Here is a 21,201-nt window from a genome sequence, read left to right on the forward strand (position 1 = left end):
AAAATATAATATACTTATAATTCAGTTCTTCTTGAAAATAGACTCTTCAAAAATAGTATTAAATATTTTTATAGCCTTGCTTCTAGCATCTTGTAATTCTATTAAAAGAGTTAACGATGGAGAACACCTACTTGACAAGAATACCATTTATGTAAATGACAAAGTCAATAAAACCGAAACCATAAATAATTTATTGTACCAAAAAGAGAACATCAATTTTTTGGGAATTCCTTTTAGACTCTATCTGTACAATCTGGCGAGACCCAATATAGACTCTATTGTTAATTCCAACATAGATTCAAAACCCAATAAGCGGGAACGTTTAGAAAAGTTTTTGTCAAAAAAACAACTGAACAAATATGTAGAGGCTAGAATAGGCTTTAATAAATGGCTCAAAAAAACTGGAGAAGCTCCCGTTATTGTCAATGACGAAAAAACAAACAGATCTTTAAACAGACTGGAGGCCTACTATTTTAATAATGGCTGGTTTAATGCCAAAGTTACATCTAAAACAAATAGATTGGATAACAAAAGAGCAACGGTAGATTATTTTGTAGAAACAGGTGAGCCTTACATCGTGAACTCCCTCAAAACCAAAATTGAATCTCCGGTTATTGACTCTTTGTATCAATTGTCAAAAAAAGAATCTACAATAAAACTAAACGAGCGCTATAAAACCAAAACCTTTGGATTAGAGAAAGATCGCTTGACAAGTAATTTCAGAAACAATGGTGTATATCATTTTAGTGAAGATTATGTGTTCTTTGAAATGGACACAGTAAGAACAAACAAAAAAGTAGATGTCGAACTTCAAATTAGTGATCGTGTTATTAAAAATGAAGATTCAACACGAACAGAGCCTTTTAAAATATATAAGATTAAAGAAGTTAATATTTATACAGATTACTCCTACTTAAACAAGGATAAAACTATAAAAGACTCCTTAAGCGTAGATGGCTACAACCTTTATAGCAACGACAAACTACGGTTTAAACCAAAGGCACTAACCGATGCTGTTTTTATAACGCCAGGAGAAGTATTTAAGGATAGAGACCGAACTTTGTCTTACCGTTATATTTCAGAATTACGAACCTTCAAATATCCAAATATAGAGTATATTGAAAATCCAGACACAACGCTAACGGCCAACGTTTTTTTAACACCGTTAAAAAAGTTTGGTTTAGAATTTAGTGCAGAGGTTTCCCAAAGCAATATCCAACAAATAGGCTTGGCGTTTAATCCATCCATTTTAATGCGTAACGTATTTGGAAAAGCTGAAACCTTGCAATTAACGGCATTTGGTTCTATTGGCGCATCAAAAGATGCTGCAAATGATGAAGACAGGTTTTTTGACATACAAGAATGGGGTGCCGATTTAATGTTAACTTTTCCAAGAATTTTCTCGCCTTTTAATACAGACAAGCTTATTCCCAAATCCATGTCACCGAGGTCTAGCGTTAGTTTATCTACATCAAGCCAAACCAATATTGGTTTAGATAAACGTACACTATCTGGGACTCTTAATTACCAATGGAAACCCAACACCAAGGTTACAAATCGTTTAGATTTATTTAATGTTCAGTATGTAAGAAACTTAAATCCAAATAATTATTTTAACGTTTATTCTACATCTTACGATCAATTAAATGAAATTGCACAAGACATTGGATATGTTGGACCAGGTGAAGATTTAATTATACCCGAACAAGCAGATCAATTTATTAGCGAAGTCTTGAGTGATACGCCTCCACCAGGCTTAACAGATGATGATATTCAAGACATTAGCTATATTGACGAACGGAAAACACGTTTAACAGAAAACAACCTTATATTTTCTTCTGCTTTCAGTTATGTTCTGGATAACAGAACAAGTTTGTTTGACGAGAATTTTTTCATTTTCAGAGGTAAAGTTGAAACAGCTGGTAATTTCGCCTCACTAATGTCAAACGCTTTCGGAAAAGAGAAAAATGCCGATGGTAATTATGAAATTCTAGATGTGGTATTTTCCCAATATGTAAAAACAGAATTCGACTACATAAAACATTGGGACTTGGGCAAAAAACGCGTTTTTGCAGTTCGCGGATTTTTTGGCATCGCCATTCCTTACGGCAACTCAAACAGTATCCCCTTTGCAAAGAGTTTCTTCGCAGGTGGCACAAATGATAATAGAGCATGGACAGCATATAGTCTCGGGCCAGGTAGCTCTGAAAGTAATAACGAATTTAACGAAGCTAATTTAAAGCTGGCATTTAATGCAGAATATCGTTTCAATATTTTTGATGACATATATGGTGCGCTTTTTGCCGATGCAGGAAACATTTGGAATGTTCTGGATAATGTCCAAGACCCAAATGCCACTTTTGATAGTTTAAGCTCACTCAAGGATATTGCATTAGGCTCCGGTTTTGGCTTACGTTATGATTTTGGATTCTTGGTTTTTAGATTCGATATTGGCTTCAAAACCTATGACCCTTCTTACCCAGATGGCGAACGTTGGTTTAAAGATTACAACTTCAGAAATGCTGTTTATAACATTGGTATCAATTACCCTTTCTAGCCTATCTTTTTTTCTTATTTTTGTTAATCATTAAAATTAAAAGTACATGTCACATAATATAAAGCCAGGAGTTGCAACTGGACAAGAAGTTCAGGCTATATTTAAACTAGCTAAAGAAAAAGGATTTGCCTTACCAGCAGTAAATGTTATTGGCTCAAGCAGCATTAATGGTGTTTTGGAAACTGCAAGAGATTTAAACGCACCCGTTATTATTCAATTTTCAAATGGAGGTGCGGCATTTAACGCTGGAAAGGGTTTATCAAACGAAAATCAAAAAGCAGCTATTGCTGGAAGTATTGCTGGCGCAAAACATGTTCATCTTATGGCTGAAGCCTATGGTGTTCCCGTAATTTTACATACAGACCATTGTGCCAAAAAATTATTGCCTTGGATAGACGGATTATTGGAGGCCAGCGAAAAACACTTTGCTGAAACTGGAAAATCACTATACAGTTCGCATATGATAGATTTAAGTGAAGAGCCTATTGAAGAAAACATTGAAATATGCAAACAATATCTTGCGCGTATGAGCAAGATAGGTATGACCCTAGAAATAGAATTAGGTATTACTGGTGGTGAAGAAGATGGCGTAGACAATACAGATGTCGACGATTCAAAACTATACACCCAACCAGAAGAGGTAGCCTACGCTTACGAAGAGTTAAGTAAAGTGAGTAACCAATTTACAATAGCTGCGGCTTTTGGTAATGTTCATGGTGTTTACAAACCTGGAAATGTAAAACTAACGCCTAAAATTCTTAAAAATTCTCAAGAATATGTATCTAACAAGTTTGGTTTAGGACATAATCATATCGATTTTGTTTTTCATGGTGGATCAGGTTCAACTGTAGAAGAAATTCGTGAGGCCATAGGATATGGTGTAATAAAAATGAATATTGATACAGATATGCAATATGCCTTTATGAGTGGGGTTCGCGATTATATGAAAGAAAAAGAAGCTTATCTGGCCAGTCAAATTGGAAACCCAGAGGGTGATGATGTACCAAATAAAAAACACTACGATCCTAGAGTATGGTTACGAAAAGGCGAAAATGCTTTTGTCGATCGTTTAAAAAAGGCGTTTGAAGACCTTAATAATGTAAATACTTTATAAATTTGCACCCTAACTAACATCTAAAGGAAATAGTAATGGCTTGGTTTAAAAGGAAAGAAAAGGGGATTCAAACCTCTACGGAACAGAAGAAAGATACGCCTAGAGGTTTATGGTATAAATCTCCAACAGGTAAAATAGTTGATGCAAAAGAATTGGAACAAAACTATTTTGTTAGCCCAGAAGATGGTTATCATGTGCGCATTGGTAGTAATGAATATTTCAGCATCTTATTTGATGATAATAAGTATAAAGAATTAGACACCAAATTAGAGTCTAAAGATCCGTTAAAATTTGAAGACACTAAAAAGTATCCTGATCGTTTAAAAGCTGCACAGGAAAAAACTAAACTAAAAGATGCTGTTCGTACGGCTGTTGGAAAATCCAAAGGAAAGGATTTGGTGGTAGCTTGTATGGATTTTGCATTCATTGGAGGATCAATGGGTAGTGTTGTAGGTGAAAAAATAGCACGTGCAGCTGATTATTCCTTAAAAAAGAAAATTCCATTTATGATTATCTCAAAATCAGGTGGAGCTCGTATGATGGAAGCCGCATTGTCACTTATGCAATTGGCAAAAACATCGGTTAAATTAGCTCAATTGGCTGATGCTGGTATTCCTTATATTTCTTTATGTACAGACCCTACAACGGGTGGAACCACGGCATCATTTGCTATGTTGGGCGATATTAATATTGCGGAACCTGGAGCCTTAATTGGTTTTGCTGGACCTCGTGTTGTGCGTGATACTACAGGACAGGAATTACCTGAAGGATTTCAAACTTCCGAATTTTTATTGGAACATGGGTTTTTAGATTTTATCACCCATAGAAAAGATTTAAAAAAGAAGGTTAATTTGTATATAGACTTAATTACCAATCAACCATTAAGAGAATAAAAAAAGCGACCAAAAAAGGTCGCTTTTTTTTATGCTTATTTAAATTTATCTTAAAACAATATCTATTGTATTACCATTATTAAAAGTAAAGGTTCCTAAATTATCACATTCTCCAGCACCATAATCTAAAACACCGCCAAAAAAAGTACGTTGAACATCAATAGATCCGGCTACAAAATGATAACAAGTTGCTTCTCTTCGTAAAGGTAACACAGATTCATAAGTGTGTGAATTACCGCTGGCAAAGTTGGCATTCCAATAACCAGTAACTTCCCAAACATTATCTGTAAAAACTCCCGATCCGTGACCTTCAATCCACTCTCTTACAACTTGTCCGTCACGTGAAGCTTGAACGCCATTGGGCCAAACAACTGTTAAGTCAACCGTATGTGTAAATTGTGGGTTTCCATTGGTATTTGATAATTCCTTTAAAATAGAGTTACTTCCAATAACTTGTTTCCTATCAAAATAAAAATCGTTTAATACATAACCTAGTGTAATTTGTTGTGCTTGAGGATCACGCGTATATGTTAATACAATTTGACCACGATACACATGACCACGCACCATACAATCATCATCACCAAAATCAATGGTTAATTCTCTAAAATTTTGTTGAGCCACTAATGTAACCGTTACACAGTCTGGCATGTTTCTTCTAGAAACTGACATTCCACGCGCTTCGGCATCTTCCTGATCTTCATAAATGTCAATAATAAAATCTTCTAATGCAGCAGAAACTTGATCCATTTCGGCAGATTGCACAACTTCAGATACATTCTGTTCTTCAGAAACTGGATCTGATGTTTCATTTTCGGTACATGCAGTAAAAGTCAGCCCTAAAACCACAAGAGCTAAAACCACCTTTGTTAATTTAAATGTTTTCATCATTACTTTTTTATAGTTAATATAATGTTAAGACTGTATTATAACGCAAAGGTTTAATTAAAATTACTTTTTCAGAAGAAATAATTATTTTGAAGAAAACTTGTAAATGGTTAAAAATTACTATATTTGCCGCTTGAAAGAAAGGCTTTCATATACATAACAATCATTTACAATAATATTAGCATGTATTTAACTAAAGAAGTAAAAGAAGAGATTTTCTCTAAATACGGTAAAGGTAAAAACGATACCGGTACAGCAGAAGCTCAGATTGCGTTGTTTACGCACAGAATTAATCATTTAACAGAACACTTAAAACAAAATCGTAAAGATTTTAATACGGAGCGTTCATTAGTAAAGCTAGTAGGTAAGCGTCGTGCATTACTTGACTACTTAACTAAAAAGGATATCATGAGATATCGTGCCATAGTTAAAGAATTAGGATTAAGAAAATAATCACAGAATAAGAGGCTTTACGCCTCTTTTTTGTTTTATAATAACGTTACAATGTCATTACGAGAAATGTAACTAGTCTGCGTTGAGCGCAGTCGAAACGTGGAAATCTCAATAGATTGCCACATCACGCCAAAAGCGTGATTCGTAATGACAATAGAAGAAGCTAATTATAGTTTTTCATTGGTCTCACAACAACTACACAACAACACAACGACCATTGTTTAACTGAATTCTAATGCACTAAAACATTAGAATTAGAATTAAAAATTTATGATTCCAAAAGTATTTAAAGAGGTCATAGACCTTGGTGATGGTAGAGAAATTTCTATCGAAACCGGAAAACTAGCAAAGCAGGCACATGGTTCTGTTGTTGTTCAATCTGGAAACTGTATGTTATTATGCACCGTTGTTTCCAACTACAAACAAGCTGATGTTGACTTTTTACCCTTAACAGTAGATTATCGTGAAAAATTTGCTGCGGCTGGTCGTTATCCAGGTGGATTCTTTAAAAGAGAAGCCAGACCTAGTGATGGCGAAGTATTAACTATGCGTTTAGTAGACCGTGTATTACGTCCGCTATTCCCAAAAGATTATCACAGTGAAACGCAAGTTATGATTCAATTGATGTCTCATGACGAGAATGTGATGCCAGATGCTATGGCTGGTTTAGCTGCTTCTGCGGCTATTCAATTAAGTGATTTACCTTTTGAATGTCCTATTTCTGAAGTCCGCGTAGGTAGAGTAAATGGCGAATTTGTCATTAACCCAACATTATCGCAATTAGAAGAATCTGATATCGATATGATGATTGGTGCTTCGGCAGATTCTGTTATGATGGTTGAAGGTGAAATGGATGAGATTTCTGAAGAAGAAATGACTGAAGCAATCAAAGCTGCGCATGAAGCCATTAAAGTACAATGTGATGCTCAAGTGCGATTAGCTGAAGCATTCGGAAAGAAAGAAGTACGTGAATATGAGCCAGAACGCGAAGATGAAGAATTAGCAAAGAAAATTCACGATATGGCATACGATAAAGTATATGCTGTTGCAAAAGCAGGCTCTTCTAAACATGAAAGAGGCGCTGCATTTGCCGAAATAAAAGAAGACATATTAGCTACTTTTTCTGAAGAAGAATTGGAAGATATTGGCGGATTGGTATCTAAATACTACAGTAAAGCTGAAAAAGCTGCTGTACGTGATTTAACACTTAACGAAGGGTTAAGATTAGATGGTCGTAAGACTGATGAAATTAGACCAATTTGGTGTGAGGTTGATTATTTACCATCCACTCATGGTTCAGCCATCTTTACACGTGGTGAAACTCAAGCATTGGCAACGGTAACGTTAGGAACTTCTAGAGAAGCCAACCAAATTGATATGCCATCTTTTGAAGGTGAAGAACGTTTCTATCTACACTATAACTTCCCGCCTTTTTCAACTGGTGAAGCAAGACCAATTCGTGGCACATCGCGTCGTGAAGTAGGACATGGTAACTTGGCCCAACGTGCATTAAAAGGCATGGTTCCTGAAGATTGCCCATACACCGTACGTGTGGTTTCAGAAGTATTGGAATCTAACGGTTCATCTTCTATGGCAACGGTTTGTTCGGGAACTATGGCGCTTATGGATGCTGGTGTTCAAATGAAAAAACCGGTTTCAGGTATCGCCATGGGATTAATTACAGATGTTGAGTCTGGAAAATACGCTGTATTATCTGATATTTTAGGTGATGAGGACCATTTAGGTGACATGGACTTTAAAGTTACTGGAACAGCCGATGGTATTACGGCTTGCCAAATGGACATTAAGGTAAAAGGCCTATCGTATGAGATTTTAGTGAATGCCTTAAAACAAGCTCGTGATGGTCGTTTACATATCCTTGAAAAATTAACCGATACTATTGCTACACCTAATGCAGATGTAAAACCACATGCTCCAAAAATGGTTACAGCTATTTTACCTAATGAACTTATTGGCGCATTCATTGGTCCTGGTGGAAAAGTGATTCAAGAATTACAAAAGGAAACCAAAACAACTATCGTTATCAATGAAGACCCAGTAACTGAAGAAGGTATTGTAGAAATTCTTGGTACAGATCAAGAAGGTATCGATATGGTATTAGCCAAAATTGATTCCTTGAAATTTAAACCAGAAGTAGGTAGCATTTACGAAGTAAAGGTCATAAAAATGCTTGATTTTGGTGCAGTTGTTGAATATACTGAAGCTCCTGGAAATGAAGTATTATTACATGTGAGCGAATTAGCTTGGGAGCGCACAGAAAATGTATCAGATGTTGTAAACATGGGAGACGTTTTTGATGTAAAATACTTTGGTATTGACTCAAGAACCAAAAAGGAAAAAGTATCCCGTAAGGCTATTTTACCAAAACCGGAAGGTTGGCAAGATAGACCAAAACGCGAAAATAACCGTGGAGGCAATAACAATCGCGGACGCGATAATCGTGGCCGTGACAACCGTCGTGATGACAGAAAACCACGTGAGGGTAATAAAGGAGAATAATATTATTTCTTAACAATAAAAAAACCTCAAACTTGTCTTTGAGGTTTTTTTATTCAATAATTTTTCAAGTAGCCAAAATGCTCTTCAATAATAGCTGACTTATTGGTGTTTATATATTCTAATAATTTTTCTGCTACCGGAGATAGTTTTTTGGTATTCAACCAGATCAAACTCCAATTTGTAATTATTGGTAAACCTTTTACTGGAATAATTTGAAGTTCATTACTCGCAAGTGCGTTTTTTATACCTATTACTGGCATTATTGAAAATCCTAATCCGGAAATGACTGCTTGCTTTAAAGCCTCATTAGATGTTAACTCCATGGTTTTATAAGTTGAAACCTTCCTTGACTCTATAAAGGTTTCCATTGCTAAACGAGTAGCTGAACCTTGCTCTCTGTATATTAATGGTAGTTTCTGGATTTCAGAAATAGATAAATATTTAGTTTTTAATTTATAATCCTTTGGACCAACCATGTATAGCTTATTCTTCATTAATTCTATTCGGTTTACCTTTAAGTTTTTAGGAATTGTAGACACCATGGCAAAATCCACTTCATTGTTTTCTAAAGCTTGCAAAACATTTGATTTATTTGTTACATCCATATTAAGATCTACACCTCTGTTAGCATTTATGAATTCTGAAATAAAATATGGCATGACATATTTTGCAGTAGAAACTATGGCAATTTTTATTTTACCTGCTAGCTCTCCTTGATAAGACAATGCCTTATAGTTGATGGCCTCAACTTCACCCAATATTTTTTTGGCTGCCAAGGCTATTTCTTCACCAAAATCTGTTATATAAATCTTTCGTCCTACTACTTCAAATAACGGTATATTAAATTGATCTTGGAATTTTTTTAATTGAATTGATACCGCAGGTTGTGTTAAAAAAAGAGCTTCTGATGCCTTTGTAACACTCTTCAAATCTGATACTTTCAAGAATATCTCTAATTGATGTAAAGTATAGTTCATAAATTTTTAATATGTATTTCATAATAAATATAAATAAAAATATATAAATATAATACACCATCTTTGCATCAAAATATAAAAAACATGAAAGAAAAACTCGTTAAAAGCTTTAAGAAATTACAAAGTAAATCAATTGAAACTAGTGTCATATTAATGATGTTGATATTTTCACTTTTTATATATCTATCGTTAAAAAATGACGGACTCTTTGTTAAAGAAATTTTGATATGCGGTTTTATATCCTTGCTTGTACTATTTATTTCAAACATCGGAAAACAATAAATACAGAAATTAATATCAAATATGGATCTCCATTTACTAATTGACAATCTTACTAATCCAGCTTTATTATTCTTTTTTCTAGGAATTTTAGCAGTCCAATTAAAAAGCGATTTGCAGATTCCTGAAAATTCATCGAAATTTATTTCGCTTTACCTGCTTTTAGCAATTGGATTCAAAGGTGGACAAGAATTATCACACAGCAATCTGAATATGGAAATAATTTGGTCATTATTATTCGGTGTTTTTTTAGCCATAGTTGTACCTATCTACACATTTTTGATTTTAAAGAAGAAATTTAGCCTTGAAAATTCCGGAGCAATTGCCGCTGCTTATGGTTCCGTTAGTGCAGTGACCTTTGTAACTGCCATTTCTTTTTTAGAATTAGAGCAGATTTCTTTTGGTGGACATATGGTGGCAGTCATGGCCCTTATGGAAGCACCATCAATAATGGTAGGCCTTGTTTTAATTACCATCTTTAAAGGTTCAAAAAACAAATCAGATGTACCTATAAAAACAGTATTATCACATGCCTTATTTAACGGAAGTGTTTTATTAATAATTGGAAGTTTAGTAATTGGTTATTTAGCTAGCGATGCTCAAGCCGAAGGCATCAAACCATTCACAACTGATATTTTTAAAGGCTTTTTGGCAGTATTTCTACTGGACATGGGAATTACTAGTGGAAAAAAACTAAAAGATTTTATCAAGAAAGGTTGGTTTGCTCTATGGTTTGCAATTATAATTCCAATTATAAACGGCTCAATTGTAGCTTATACCAGTGGTATATTTTTAGAAAGTGTAGGCAACAGATTATTGTTTGCTATACTTGCTGCAAGTGCATCTTATATAGCTGTTCCTGCTGCCATGAAAATTGCCGTACCAAAAGCTAGTCCAAGTCTTTATATTCCAATGGCTCTTGCTATAACATTCCCGTTCAACATAACGTTAGGTATGCCACTTTACTTATGCATTATTAAATACTTTTAAAATAACTCTTAAAATTTATTATTATGGAAAATACACTAGACGCAAAAAAAGAAAATTTATTAACTGAACAAAAAATTAAGCTTATTGATGGCTTATTTAGCGCTAAAGAAGCAGCAGACATAATTGATGCTGTTCTAAACATAAAAATAAACCATCATAAATTAAAAAGACTGTCTATAACTGAAGGAAACTCTAACGACTCATGTGAATACGATACAGGAAGAATCGATGAACTATTGAAAGCAAAACAAGATGCAAAAGAATATTTCAATTCTGTAAAAGAATTTGATGGTAGATTACGCATTAATAGTATGATAGACATCTCATTAGAACAATAAGCAAATTATATAAAAAGCCCATCAAATTATTGATGGGCTTTTTAATATTTGTTGATTATGACTGTCTATTTTGGTGTAAAACCATTCATGGCTTTCATTTGTTTATCATCTAAAACAGAACTCATACCTTTTTGAAAATCTTTATCCAATAATAAGGCATTTTGGACTTGTTCGTCAACTTTGCTAGTTTCACCAGAGCCAATTAACTTATCGGCACCAATGCCACTTAACATCTTTTGGAATTTTTCGCTCTTTAACTGACTTACAACTAAACCAGAAACTTGTTTTTGTTGAGTCTCATTTAAATTTAATTTTTTAGCCAAACTTTCAACTTGATTAGCAGCTAAACCCTCAATCATAGAACTACTTGAAGCGGTTGTGCTTTTTGACATAGATGACAAGGTCTGTCCAGATACCTGCATTACACTAAATGCAAGGAATAAAAATAAAAGTTTTTTCATGATTATTTTTTTTTGTTAAAAATTGAATGTCAATATACTACATTACGTCCAAACATTTAAAAAAAACCTTCAATAAGGACTTATTTAAAGATTTCTTAAACTTTTTGTAACAAAATACCCTTTTCTTACGTATAACTTATTAGAACATTAACGTTCGAACAATTAAATACAGAAATCCTTTACATGAGACAACTTAAAATTACCAAGCAGGTTACCAATAGAGAAACTGCTTCGTTAGATAAATATCTACAAGAAATAGGAAAAGTTGACTTAATTACCGCAGACGAAGAAGTAGAATTAGCACAGCGCATCAAAGCTGGAGACCAGATAGCTTTAGAAAAGCTTACGAAGGCTAATTTACGTTTCGTAGTTTCGGTAGCAAAGCAATATCAAAACCAAGGTTTAACATTACCAGACTTAATTAACGAAGGTAATTTAGGCTTAATCAAAGCTGCGCAACGTTTTGATGAAACACGTGGTTTTAAATTCATATCGTATGCTGTTTGGTGGATTCGTCAATCTATCTTACAGGCTTTGGCAGAACAATCGCGTATTGTGCGTTTGCCATTAAACAAAATTGGTTCTATTAATAAAATCAATAAAACCTTTGCTTTTTTAGAGCAAGCACATGAGCGTCCGCCAAGTGCTGAAGAGATTGCCAAAGAATTGGATATGACCATTAACGATGTTAAGGAGTCTATGAAAAATTCTGGACGTCACGTTAGTATGGATGCACCTTTAGTAGAAGGTGAAGATTCTAACTTATATGATGTATTAAACTCTGGTGAATCGCCAAATCCGGATAAAGATTTATTACACGAGTCTTTACGTACTGAAATTGAGCGTGCACTAGAAACCTTAACACCTCGTGAAGCAGATGTTATTCGCTTGTATTTTGGGTTAGGAAACCAACACCCAATGACATTGGAAGAAATAGGCGAAACATTCGATTTAACCCGTGAGCGTGTTAGACAGATTAAAGAAAAAGCGATTCGTAGATTAAAACATACGTCTCGAAGTAAAATATTGAAAACATATTTAGGTTAGTAAGCTAATTACGACTAAATAACCGTAACAAACAGTTACAAAACATAACTGTTCGTTTTTTGATTGATGAAAGAACCCTCGGCTGATTACCGAGGGTTCACTTTTTTACATTATTTTTGCCGAAACAAACAATACAACTCCCATGAATTCTAAAATAATTGCACCTTCCATGCTTGCTGCCGATTTTGGCAACCTACAACGCGATACCGAAATGGTAAACAATAGTGAAGCCGATTGGTTTCATATTGATGTTATGGATGGGCATTTTGTCCCCAATATATCGTATGGCATGCCAGTGATTCAAGCCATTAAAAAACATGCCACCAAACCTTTGGATGTGCATTTAATGATTGAAAAACCAGAACGCTATATTGAAGAATTTGTAAAAGTTGGTGCCGATATTATTACCGTCCATTACGAATCTACTGTTCATTTGCATAGAACCCTTACTCAAATTGAGGATGCTGGTTGTAAAGCAGGTGTGGTTTTAAATTTAACAACACCAATAAATGTATTAGAAGATATTTTACCGAAATGCTACATGGTTCTTTTAATGTCGATCAACCCTGGTTTTGGCGGACAGAAATTTGAAGATATTACTTATAATCGTATTAAAAGATTACGTGATATGGCTAATGCACAAGGTTTAAACACACGAATAGAGGTTGATGGCGGTGTTACAGATAAAAATATTGAACAATTGGTTGAAGCAGGAGCTGATGCCTTTGTAGCAGGGAGTCACGTTTTTAAAAGTGACAACCCAACTGAAACAATAAAAAGATTAAAACAACTTGCCAACTCATAAAAAAAAGCTCCATTTCTGGAGCTTTTTCACTTTAAGTGTTATTTAAAACTGATCAATCAAATAATTTATTAAATCTGTAGTTGTAACTATACCTACTAATCTATCATTGTCCACTACTGGCAATGCGTGAAACTCTCGTTTTGAAAGTATTTCGGCCACTTCCTTTATAGTCGTATCTGATGTTACACTTACCATATTTTTTGCCATAACCTGATCAATGGTAAACATATTATAAACAACAGTATCTATGGTATCTTCGTCTTCATCTACAGCATCAGCAAAACTAATGCGTAACAAATCAGTATAACTTAAAATACCTTTAATGGTATCACCACTTACAACAGGAATATGTCTAATATGATGTTTTTTAAATAAGCGCTCGGCTGTTTCTAATTCATCTGTATAATTTAGCGTAATGACATTTTTGGTCATTATCTCGGATATTGGCGTTCTTTTTTTCATGACTATCTATTTTAATAAGGAATTTAAAGTTACGCATGTGATAGAAGAAAAAATATGATAAAAATCATAATACGCCTTTAATAATTGGCAAAATTAAAATTGAGCATCTGCTTTGTTTTAGCGTAAAGTTGTGGAAATTGTGCTCTAAACTCCTCTGGTGTTTCAATAAACGATTCAATAATGACTGCCAAAAACTCAAATTGGTTGGTAAAAGCATAGTCTCTAAAATACTTTGATGCTATAATACGCTCTCTTAATCCTGCCTCGTCAGCCAATAAATTAGTAATCTCCATAAATGTGTCTCCAAAAATTGTAGCTCCAATATGCCGTTCTGTTAAACTATTTACATGTAAGGCATGGGTAAATTCATGAATACCAAGATTAAGATTATCATTAGTGATATCATAACCCGTTAAAAAATCTTGCCAAGATAAAACTAAAGCCTTAATCTTAGGATTATATTCCCCTTTGTGATAAGCATCATTTGTTTTAGAATAAAAGGCTTCAGGATAAATAATGATCATTTCTAAAGAATTCAAAAAATAATTTCGATACCCAAAGGTTAACATTACAGCAGTTGCCGAAATAAGTATTTCCATCTCATTGGAGACTACAATTCCCTTTCTTCCAACAAACTTTTTGTCGTAAATAAAACGTGCCACACGATGCTCGAAAAAACGTTTTTCGCGATTTGACAATTTATTGTAAAAGCGGAATTGAGAAGCCAATATTTGTCTGTAGGGTTCTGGCAACTTATTTTTAAAACCAATACCATGTCTGTAAAGTGGTTTTTTATGGATCATAACATAAGCCAACTCTACCATATTGACTATGGCATAAATAATTAGCCCTATTAACACAGCAACTAAAACACCAAACATAATAAGGTATTCTGTTGATAAATTTGGGATATCAATCATGATTGCTTAAATCTTACCTTTTAATCTCTTTTGTAAAAATATTATAAATGAAATAAAATTTCCGTTTTTTTTCTTAACTTTATTAATCAAACATGTTTAAACATGGACAGAAGAAAATTTTTAAAAAAATCTGGTCAAGCTATTTTAGCTGTTTCTGCAATTTCTATTACAGCTTCTACAATAACCTCTTGTAGCAATGATGATGACAGCTCTTTTAATGATGGTTACTATGGTGATGGATACTACGATGACGGGTATTATGATGATGGTTATTATGACGATGGCTATTAACATCTAAAAACCTATTTGCGTCCATATTATTGGTTTTCTAGTTCTTTCGAGATTTAATAATAATATCCTTGAAAAACATCTTATTCCTTCACGATACTCCTCTACATACTCCAAGAGGAGCCGAACTTACTATTAATCAATTATATGACATAGGCAAGGAAAAATATATTGTAAATATTGACAACCTCAAGAATTTTGAACTAACAAAATCCAAAATAGCCAACTCTGATTTAATTATAGTGTGTAGCACATCACGCTGTAGTTATGAGCTCAATTTGATTACTTTTATTTTAACCCTTAAAACACCTTATATTAAAATCGAATTTGATTACAATTTTTGTATCAGACGTAATATTCTTTGTACCGTAGACAAAAAAATATCTAACTGTTGTAAACCTGATAAGTTTCATGCTTTTAGAAAATTGTTTGCTCAAGCTAAACTTAACATCTTTCAATCTCCAAAACATTATCAAGCACATTATGAATTTTACGGAGAAGCTGTTTCTAATCATCATATAATGCCACCTACGGTTTGTGTTGATGACTTAAAACCTTCAAAAAATAAGTTAGATAATAAAATTCCGTTTTTTGGTGATTTGAATTATTTAAAAGGAGGAAAAGCATATCTAGCTTATGCTGAAGAGCATCCTGAAATTGAATTTCCTGTTTATGGCAGGAATCGATTAAGCCAAGAAATACCTAAAAATGTAACTTTTTACAAACCAATTTCTAACAAAAAGGTACTTGAAATATTAGGAAAAACAAAAACATTTATTTGTCAACCTGTCTGGCCAGAACCCTCAGGTAGACTGGCCGCAGAGGCTTTTTTATCAGGTTGTAATATTATTGCAAATGATCTCATAGGCACGTTTTCATTTGATTTTTACCCAGGAAATAAAGAGAAAGCAATCAAAGATATGAAACAGGCTTTAGTGGATTTTTGGGTTTTTATTGAAAGGATTATTAATAATGAATTTCAAAATGAAAGCAATAATTTAGGCAAAGTACTGGTATATAAAAGCTATGGTGGTTTAGGTGATATATTTTTTGCATTACCAGCAATTAAAAGATTAGTAGATGTATCAGAAAACGTTCACTTTGCCGTATCATCAAGATTAGTTGACTTTTTTAAAACACACTTAAAAACCATTACCATTATTAGTGAGAAAGTCGCTAAAAACCAAGAACACCTATACGACGGTATTTATGAATTAGGAAATTACCCTGCATTCAGAGGTTATAACTTACCTCATGCCTTAAAATACCCAACACATAAAAAAGTTAAGCAACATGCCATACAGCACTATATTGATACGGTTTCCAAACTGCACATAAATATCGACAATTCTCATTATGGCTATCCCTATTTTCAAACTAAAAAAAATTTACAAGAACCATACTTTGTCTTACATCATGGCGCTGGATTTTTATTAAAGATATGGCCTACTGATCAATATGCTAAATTAATTGAAAGCATTTATGAGCTTTATCCAAAGCTAAAATGTAAAATAATTAAAGGACCTAACGATCCAGAAATAGATAAGTATTTCAAAAAACCAATGCCTAATGTAGAATATATTACAGGTGGAATGACAGATGTTGGTAAGGCAATGTCTAAAGCACTTTTTCATATTGGTAACGATGCTGGCATTACACACGTTGCTGGGGCCTTCAACGTACCCAGCGTAGGGATTTATGGCCCTACTGGCCCAGGAAGTTGGGGAATTTTCTCTGAATTTAACGAATTAATTTGGGGCAAAAAAGGCGTCTGTGATTTAAAATGTAATTATGATGTAATACTAAATTGTAATCATAGAGTTTGCTTGACCTCTATTACTGTGAATAGAGTTTTAGAGGCATTATACAAAGTGTTGCAAAAAGCTTACCCTAATTTCAGTAAGACCCTATTAAAGGTTAATCCAGAACTAGTTATAGAAAAAGGTATAAACGATTGTCTTTTAACATTAAAAGACGAAGAACTATTATTAGAGTTTCATGATAATAAAATGAAACAGAATGTCAATAGTCTACTAAACGAAACCATGCCTAAAAATAATCAGGAAGATAGCTTTATTTCAGTCTTTAATATTTTAAAGGAGCGTAATATCTTTTTTGAAATTCCAAGATTTTGAACACAACCATAATTTTTAAAATTGTTAAAAAACAAAAAAATGCTCAAGTAAACTTGGCATTTTTTCTTTTTGAAGTGTTTATTTGTGACCCTGGAGGGATTCAAACCCCCAACCGCTGGAGCCGAAATCCAGTGCTCTATTCAGTTGAGCTACAAGGCCAATTCTTATAAATTTATTGTGACAATTTTTGTTTCACAATATTTGAAATAGTCTTTCCGTCAGCTTGTCCAGCCAACTCTTTACTGACCATTCCCATGACTTTACCCATATCTTTCATACCGTCTGCTCCAATTCTATCTATAGTTGTCACTACAACTTTTTCAATTTCTTCCTCACTCAAAGCTTCTGGTAAAAACTGACTGATAATTTCAGCCTCAGCCAATTCAGGTGCCGCTAAATCCTCACGCCCTTGTTCAATATACACAGCTGCACTGTCCTTACGTTGCTTAACTTGCTTTTGCAATATTTTTAGTTCCTGTTCTTCACTTAAATCAGCTTGTGCACCACTTTCTGTCTGGGCTAACAAAATAGCCGATTTAACGGCTCTTAATGCTGTTAAAGCGGTTTGGTCTTTTGCTTTCATGGCATCTTTTAAAGCCGTCATTACCTCTTGCTGTAAACTCATAATTCTAACCATTTTAGTTTTGCGAAGATAAAAAGAAATACGCTTTTAGCATTTGCTAATCCTTACAAAGTTTTCTTAAATAGAAAACCCGAAAAATCGAAGGATGTTTTTCGGGCTTTCCTGAAGTTTAAACACTAAACTTAGTTGCTATTAATCTAATCTACGTTGTCGTGTAAAAACGAATTATTATTGCGTAATTGAATATCATCATTATCATCAACACTTAAACTGGTACTCGAACGGTTAGATTCTGATGATGGTTTTGAATCGTCTAGATCCACACCTTGACGCTTATATGCTGGTATTTTCTCTATATCATCAATTTTTGCATTATTGAATTTATAGTTGAAATCTTTCATTTTACGCCTACGTTCTTCAGCACGCTCTTTTAAAAGCTCTGAAATAGGGCTGTTCATAGGGTCTATTTCTTCAGCTACTTCTTTCGCTATAGGCTCAACAACTTTCTTTTCAAAAACTACTTCCTCTTCTTCAACAACCTTCTCTTTCACTTTAGATTCAATAGCTGTTTTGTTCATTGTAGATTCTAGTTCTATATAATCGTCCAAAGCATAGCGAATTTCACCTTCTTCATTAGTTTCTGTAACTGTAATGAGTTCGATATAATCCTTTACGGGCATTTTTTTGATATTTTCATCCAATTCATGAACCACCATATCTTCCCCTTTATTCTCAATCGGCTGCTCTTCTATCTTGGTTTCACTTAAAGGTAGGTCGAAGCTTAAAGTAATTTGCTGTTCTTCTTCATCCTCAATCTCTATAGTTGGAGCCGCTGTTGTAATCTCAAATTCATCCTCATTTACTAGTGATAATATTTCTTCATAAACAACTTCCATGTTTTTAATCTCATGGGTTGTTGCTATTAAATTATCCATTTCTTGTTTAGGTTGTGAAGGCTTTTCAATGTCTTCTAACTCATCTAAATCTAGAGTATGCTTAACCACTGGAGCTTCTGTTTTTTCTTCCAGTTCAATATTAGGTGTAATAATTGCTGGCTCTCGGGTTTGACGCGTTAAATCTTGTTCCATAGATTGGTCGTCCTCAAGGGCATGGATAACTTTTTTAACTTCAGTATTAGAAATTTCAGCTTGTTGATCCACATCAAAGCCTGTAGCTATAATGGTTACTGCTATAGATTCTTCTAATGCGTCGTCTTCACCAACACCCATAATAATGTTGGCACCATGACCGGCTTCATCTTGAATATGGTCATTGATTTCTCCTATTTCATCAATAGTGATTTCCTGCGATCCAGATACTATAAGCAGCAATACATTTTTAGCACCTGTAATTTTATTATCATTTAACAACGGAGAATCCAATGCTTTTCGAATAGCTTCTTTGGCACGGTCTTGGCCTGAAGCAGTTGCCGATCCCATAATAGCTGTTCCACTATTACTTAATACGGTTTTGGCATCGCGTAAATCGATGTTTTGCGTATAGTGATGTGTAATAACTTCTGCTATTCCACGTGCTGCAGTAGATAATACTTCATCGGCTTTAGAAAAACCAGCTTTAAATCCTAAATTACCATAAACCTCACGCAGTTTGTTGTTATTGATAACCACCAACGAATCAACTACGTTTCGTAATTTTTCAATCCCTATTTGAGCTTGTTGATTACGCATTTTACCTTCGAATTGGAAAGGCATGGTAACGATTCCAACCGTTAAAATATCTAAATCTTTAGCCATTTTGGCGATAATTGGTGCTGCACCTGTACCTGTTCCACCACCCATTCCTGCGGTAATGAAAACCATTTTAGTATTGGTGTCTAGCATGTTTTGAATATCTTCAACACTTTCTACTGCCGATTTCTCACCAATATCTGGGTTAGCGCCAGCACCTAACCCTTCGGTTAAGTTAACACCCAATTGAATTTTGTTTGGAACACCACTATTTTGTAGGGCTTGAGCGTCTGTATTACAGATGACAAAATCGACACCTTTAATACCTTGTTGGAACATGTGATTTATGGCATTGCTACCACCACCACCTACACCAATGACCTTAATTACATTTGATTGATTTTTCGGTAAATCAAATGAAATACTAGTTTCGAATTCTTTGTTGCTGCTCATGAATTACGTTTTATTTGTGCTTTATTAATTAATTTATTCTGCGTTATCTAAAAAATCTTTAACCTTGTCGGTTAACTTGTCTAAAAAGGAGCGTCTTACAGGCTTCGGAACTTCAATATCTTCATGCACATCGTCGTTAGATTCCTGTTCTTGAATTGAAGCTTGATACTCCATCTCTACCTTTTTACGTTCTTGGCGTTTTAAACCATCCATTACAAGCCCAACTGCTGTTGCATATAACGGACTGGTAATTTCATCATCACTGTCTCCAGCTAAATGCTCGTTAGGAAAACCTATTCTAGTATCCATTCCTGTAATATACTCCACTAATTGCTTTAAGTGCTTTAATTGGCTTCCACCACCAGTTAGAACTATACCTGCTATTAATTTCTTTTTTTGTTCTTCGTGGCCATAATTTTTAATCTCTACATATACCTGTTCAATAATCTCAACTACCCGTGCGTGGATTATTTTAGACAAGTTTTTAAGTGTAATTTCTTTAGGCTCACGACCTCTTAATCCAGGTATGGAAACAATTTCGTTATCCTTATTTTCTCCTGGCCAAGCTGACCCGAATTTGATTTTTAATAATTCAGCTTGCTTTTCTATAATGGAGCAACCTTCCTTAATGTCTTCTGTTATGACATTTCCACCAAAAGGAATTACTGCTGTATGACGAATTATCCCATCCCTAAAAATGGCCAAATCTGTTGTACCACCTCCAATATCGATTAATGCTACTCCAGCTTCTTTTTCTTCCTGGCTTAAAACGGCATTAGAAGAAGCCAAAGGTTCCAATGTTATACCTTCAAGGTTTAATCCTGCACTTTTTACACATCTACCAATATTCCTGATAGATGACACCTGACCAACCACCACATGGAAGTTAGCTTCCAATCGTCCACCATACATACCAATGGGTTCTTTTATTTCAGCCTGCCCATCAACTTTAAATTCTTGTGGTAACACATGAATTATTTCTTCCCCAGGTAGCATTACCAATTTGTGCACCTGATTGATTAAACGCTCTATATCATCTTCGTCTATTACCAGTTCAGAGTTGGATCGGGTAATATAATCGCTATGTTGTAAACTACGAATGTGCTGTCCGGCTATACCAACGGTTACATTTTCAATTTTTATATCAGAAGCTGCTTCGGCTTCCTGAACTGCCAACTGTATAGATTGAATAGTTTGGGTAATATTATTTACCACACCTCTATGAACACCAAGACTTTTAGAGCGTCCTATACCTAAAATATCTACTTTTCCATACTCGTTTTTACGACCAACCATGGCCACAATTTTTGTGGTTCCAATATCTAACCCTATTGCTATATTTTCTCCCAT

The 21,201-nt window shown here is 34.3% G+C and carries 19 protein-coding genes and 1 tRNA gene; 11 read left to right on the plus strand and 9 right to left on the minus strand.

Translation table 11 applies throughout. The features are described from left to right. Positions 1–31: 31 nt before the first annotated feature. From tamL to accD, 3 genes are read left to right on the plus strand one after another with little or no spacing between them, the layout of a single operon-like run. Positions 32–2,557: a translocation and assembly module lipoprotein TamL gene (gene tamL / locus MTX13_RS03885; protein ID WP_250433071.1), complete on the plus strand. Its 2,526-nt coding sequence runs from the start codon at positions 32–34 to the stop codon at positions 2,555–2,557. Between the two features lie 46 nt (positions 2,558–2,603). Further along, the gene (gene fbaA, locus MTX13_RS03890; protein WP_250433072.1) at positions 2,604–3,671 is read left to right on the plus strand and encodes a class II fructose-bisphosphate aldolase; all 1,068 of its coding nucleotides are present in this window, start codon (positions 2,604–2,606) and stop codon (positions 3,669–3,671) included. Between the two features lie 35 nt (positions 3,672–3,706). Further along, positions 3,707–4,564, plus strand: coding sequence for an acetyl-CoA carboxylase, carboxyltransferase subunit beta (gene accD, locus MTX13_RS03895; protein ID WP_250433073.1), 858 nt, complete (start codon positions 3,707–3,709; stop codon positions 4,562–4,564). 45 nt (positions 4,565–4,609) lie between these two features. Here the strand turns inward: accD and MTX13_RS03900 are convergent, their stop codons facing one another. Further along, on the minus strand, positions 4,610–5,452 hold the full coding sequence (locus tag MTX13_RS03900; RefSeq protein WP_250433074.1) for a hypothetical protein: 843 nt from the start codon (positions 5,450–5,452) through the stop codon (positions 4,610–4,612). Positions 5,453–5,635: 183 nt separating this feature from the next. Here MTX13_RS03900 and rpsO point away from each other — a divergent pair, with 183 nt between their 5' ends. Together rpsO and MTX13_RS03910 are read left to right on the plus strand one after the other, a co-directional pair. Continuing rightward, positions 5,636–5,905 carry a 30S ribosomal protein S15 gene (rpsO, locus tag MTX13_RS03905; protein ID WP_223032844.1) on the plus strand — a complete coding sequence of 90 codons (270 nt, stop codon included), beginning with the start codon at positions 5,636–5,638 and terminating at the stop codon, positions 5,903–5,905. 270 nt (positions 5,906–6,175) lie between these two features. Next, positions 6,176–8,425 (plus strand): polyribonucleotide nucleotidyltransferase, encoded by a 2,250-nt coding sequence (locus MTX13_RS03910; protein ID WP_250433075.1) that lies wholly within the window; start codon positions 6,176–6,178, stop codon positions 8,423–8,425. A gap of 53 nt (positions 8,426–8,478) precedes the next feature. Here the strand turns inward: MTX13_RS03910 and MTX13_RS03915 are convergent, their stop codons facing one another. After that, entirely contained in the window at positions 8,479–9,402 is a 924-nt protein-coding gene (locus MTX13_RS03915; protein WP_250433076.1) for a LysR family transcriptional regulator, read from the minus strand. Positions 9,403–9,705: 303 nt separating this feature from the next. Here MTX13_RS03915 and MTX13_RS03920 point away from each other — a divergent pair, with 303 nt between their 5' ends. Together MTX13_RS03920 and MTX13_RS03925 are read left to right on the plus strand one after the other, a co-directional pair. Further along, positions 9,706–10,671 (plus strand): sodium-dependent bicarbonate transport family permease, encoded by a 966-nt coding sequence (locus MTX13_RS03920; RefSeq protein ID WP_250433077.1) that lies wholly within the window; start codon positions 9,706–9,708, stop codon positions 10,669–10,671. Positions 10,672–10,694: 23 nt separating this feature from the next. Further along, positions 10,695–11,009: a hypothetical protein gene (locus MTX13_RS03925; RefSeq protein ID WP_250433078.1), complete on the plus strand. Its 315-nt coding sequence runs from the start codon at positions 10,695–10,697 to the stop codon at positions 11,007–11,009. Between the two features lie 65 nt (positions 11,010–11,074). Here MTX13_RS03925 and MTX13_RS03930 read toward each other — a convergent pair whose 3' ends face one another. Continuing rightward, complete coding sequence (locus tag MTX13_RS03930) at positions 11,075–11,470, minus strand: hypothetical protein (protein ID WP_250433079.1); 396 nt, start codon at positions 11,468–11,470, stop codon at positions 11,075–11,077. 183 nt (positions 11,471–11,653) lie between these two features. Here MTX13_RS03930 and MTX13_RS03935 point away from each other — a divergent pair, with 183 nt between their 5' ends. Both MTX13_RS03935 and rpe read left to right on the plus strand, forming a co-directional pair. Then, on the plus strand, positions 11,654–12,517 hold the full coding sequence (locus MTX13_RS03935) for a sigma-70 family RNA polymerase sigma factor (protein WP_007648330.1): 864 nt from the start codon (positions 11,654–11,656) through the stop codon (positions 12,515–12,517). A gap of 142 nt (positions 12,518–12,659) precedes the next feature. Beyond that, a complete protein-coding gene (gene rpe, locus MTX13_RS03940) occupies positions 12,660–13,322 on the plus strand; it encodes a ribulose-phosphate 3-epimerase (RefSeq protein WP_250433080.1) in 663 nt (220 codons plus the stop codon). A gap of 42 nt (positions 13,323–13,364) precedes the next feature. Here the strand turns inward: rpe and MTX13_RS03945 are convergent, their stop codons facing one another. Both MTX13_RS03945 and MTX13_RS03950 read right to left on the minus strand, forming a co-directional pair. Next, positions 13,365–13,784, minus strand: coding sequence for a CBS domain-containing protein (locus tag MTX13_RS03945; protein WP_250433081.1), 420 nt, complete (start codon positions 13,782–13,784; stop codon positions 13,365–13,367). Between the two features lie 77 nt (positions 13,785–13,861). Next, a complete protein-coding gene (locus MTX13_RS03950; RefSeq protein ID WP_250433082.1) occupies positions 13,862–14,704 on the minus strand; it encodes a zinc-dependent peptidase in 843 nt (280 codons plus the stop codon). Between the two features lie 102 nt (positions 14,705–14,806). Here MTX13_RS03950 and MTX13_RS03955 point away from each other — a divergent pair, with 102 nt between their 5' ends. Together MTX13_RS03955 and MTX13_RS03960 are read left to right on the plus strand one after the other, a co-directional pair. Further along, entirely contained in the window at positions 14,807–14,995 is a 189-nt protein-coding gene (locus tag MTX13_RS03955) for a hypothetical protein (protein ID WP_250433083.1), read from the plus strand. A 68-nt stretch (positions 14,996–15,063) separates the two neighbouring features. Further along, the gene (locus MTX13_RS03960) at positions 15,064–17,127 is read left to right on the plus strand and encodes a glycosyltransferase family 9 protein (protein WP_250433084.1); all 2,064 of its coding nucleotides are present in this window, start codon (positions 15,064–15,066) and stop codon (positions 17,125–17,127) included. 85 nt (positions 17,128–17,212) lie between these two features. Here the strand turns inward: MTX13_RS03960 and MTX13_RS03965 are convergent. From MTX13_RS03965 to ftsA, 4 genes are all read right to left on the minus strand, one after another. Beyond that, positions 17,213–17,286, minus strand: a tRNA-Arg gene (locus tag MTX13_RS03965). 13 nt (positions 17,287–17,299) lie between these two features. Beyond that, positions 17,300–17,752: a GatB/YqeY domain-containing protein gene (locus MTX13_RS03970; protein ID WP_250433085.1), complete on the minus strand. Its 453-nt coding sequence runs from the start codon at positions 17,750–17,752 to the stop codon at positions 17,300–17,302. A 155-nt stretch (positions 17,753–17,907) separates the two neighbouring features. Next, positions 17,908–19,851, minus strand: a complete 1,944-nt coding sequence (ftsZ, locus tag MTX13_RS03975; protein ID WP_250433086.1) for a cell division protein FtsZ — start codon at positions 19,849–19,851, stop codon at positions 17,908–17,910. 33 nt (positions 19,852–19,884) lie between these two features. Next, positions 19,885–21,201: a cell division protein FtsA gene (gene ftsA / locus MTX13_RS03980; RefSeq protein ID WP_250433087.1), complete on the minus strand. Its 1,317-nt coding sequence runs from the start codon at positions 21,199–21,201 to the stop codon at positions 19,885–19,887.

The sequence above is a fragment of the Hanstruepera flava genome, assembly GCF_023634025.1.
Lineage (GTDB): Bacteria > Bacteroidota > Bacteroidia > Flavobacteriales > Flavobacteriaceae > Hanstruepera > Hanstruepera flava.

Excerpts from the sequence above, each read along its gene's own strand:
- MTX13_RS03930 (WP_250433079.1), bottom strand. The coding sequence starts at position 11,470 with ATGAAAAAACTTTTATTTTTATTCCTTGCATTTAGTGTAATGCAGGTA.
- MTX13_RS03910 (WP_250433075.1), top strand. The coding sequence starts at position 6,176 with ATGATTCCAAAAGTATTTAAAGAGGTCATAGACCTTGGTGATGGTAGA.
- ftsA (WP_250433087.1), bottom strand. The coding sequence starts at position 21,201 with ATGGGAGAAAATATAGCAATAGGGTTAGATATTGGAACCACAAAAATT.
- MTX13_RS03900 (WP_250433074.1), bottom strand. The coding sequence starts at position 5,452 with ATGAAAACATTTAAATTAACAAAGGTGGTTTTAGCTCTTGTGGTTTTA.
- MTX13_RS03920 (WP_250433077.1), top strand. The coding sequence starts at position 9,706 with ATGGATCTCCATTTACTAATTGACAATCTTACTAATCCAGCTTTATTA.
- accD (WP_250433073.1), top strand. The coding sequence starts at position 3,707 with ATGGCTTGGTTTAAAAGGAAAGAAAAGGGGATTCAAACCTCTACGGAA.
- MTX13_RS03950 (WP_250433082.1), bottom strand. The coding sequence starts at position 14,704 with ATGATTGATATCCCAAATTTATCAACAGAATACCTTATTATGTTTGGT.
- MTX13_RS03915 (WP_250433076.1), bottom strand. The coding sequence starts at position 9,402 with ATGAACTATACTTTACATCAATTAGAGATATTCTTGAAAGTATCAGAT.
- rpsO (WP_223032844.1), top strand. The coding sequence starts at position 5,636 with ATGTATTTAACTAAAGAAGTAAAAGAAGAGATTTTCTCTAAATACGGT.
- rpe (WP_250433080.1), top strand. The coding sequence starts at position 12,660 with ATGAATTCTAAAATAATTGCACCTTCCATGCTTGCTGCCGATTTTGGC.
- ftsZ (WP_250433086.1), bottom strand. The coding sequence starts at position 19,851 with ATGAGCAGCAACAAAGAATTCGAAACTAGTATTTCATTTGATTTACCG.
- MTX13_RS03955 (WP_250433083.1), top strand. The coding sequence starts at position 14,807 with ATGGACAGAAGAAAATTTTTAAAAAAATCTGGTCAAGCTATTTTAGCT.
- fbaA (WP_250433072.1), top strand. The coding sequence starts at position 2,604 with ATGTCACATAATATAAAGCCAGGAGTTGCAACTGGACAAGAAGTTCAG.
- MTX13_RS03935 (WP_007648330.1), top strand. The coding sequence starts at position 11,654 with ATGAGACAACTTAAAATTACCAAGCAGGTTACCAATAGAGAAACTGCT.
- MTX13_RS03945 (WP_250433081.1), bottom strand. The coding sequence starts at position 13,784 with ATGAAAAAAAGAACGCCAATATCCGAGATAATGACCAAAAATGTCATT.
- MTX13_RS03970 (WP_250433085.1), bottom strand. The coding sequence starts at position 17,752 with ATGAGTTTACAGCAAGAGGTAATGACGGCTTTAAAAGATGCCATGAAA.
- MTX13_RS03925 (WP_250433078.1), top strand. The coding sequence starts at position 10,695 with ATGGAAAATACACTAGACGCAAAAAAAGAAAATTTATTAACTGAACAA.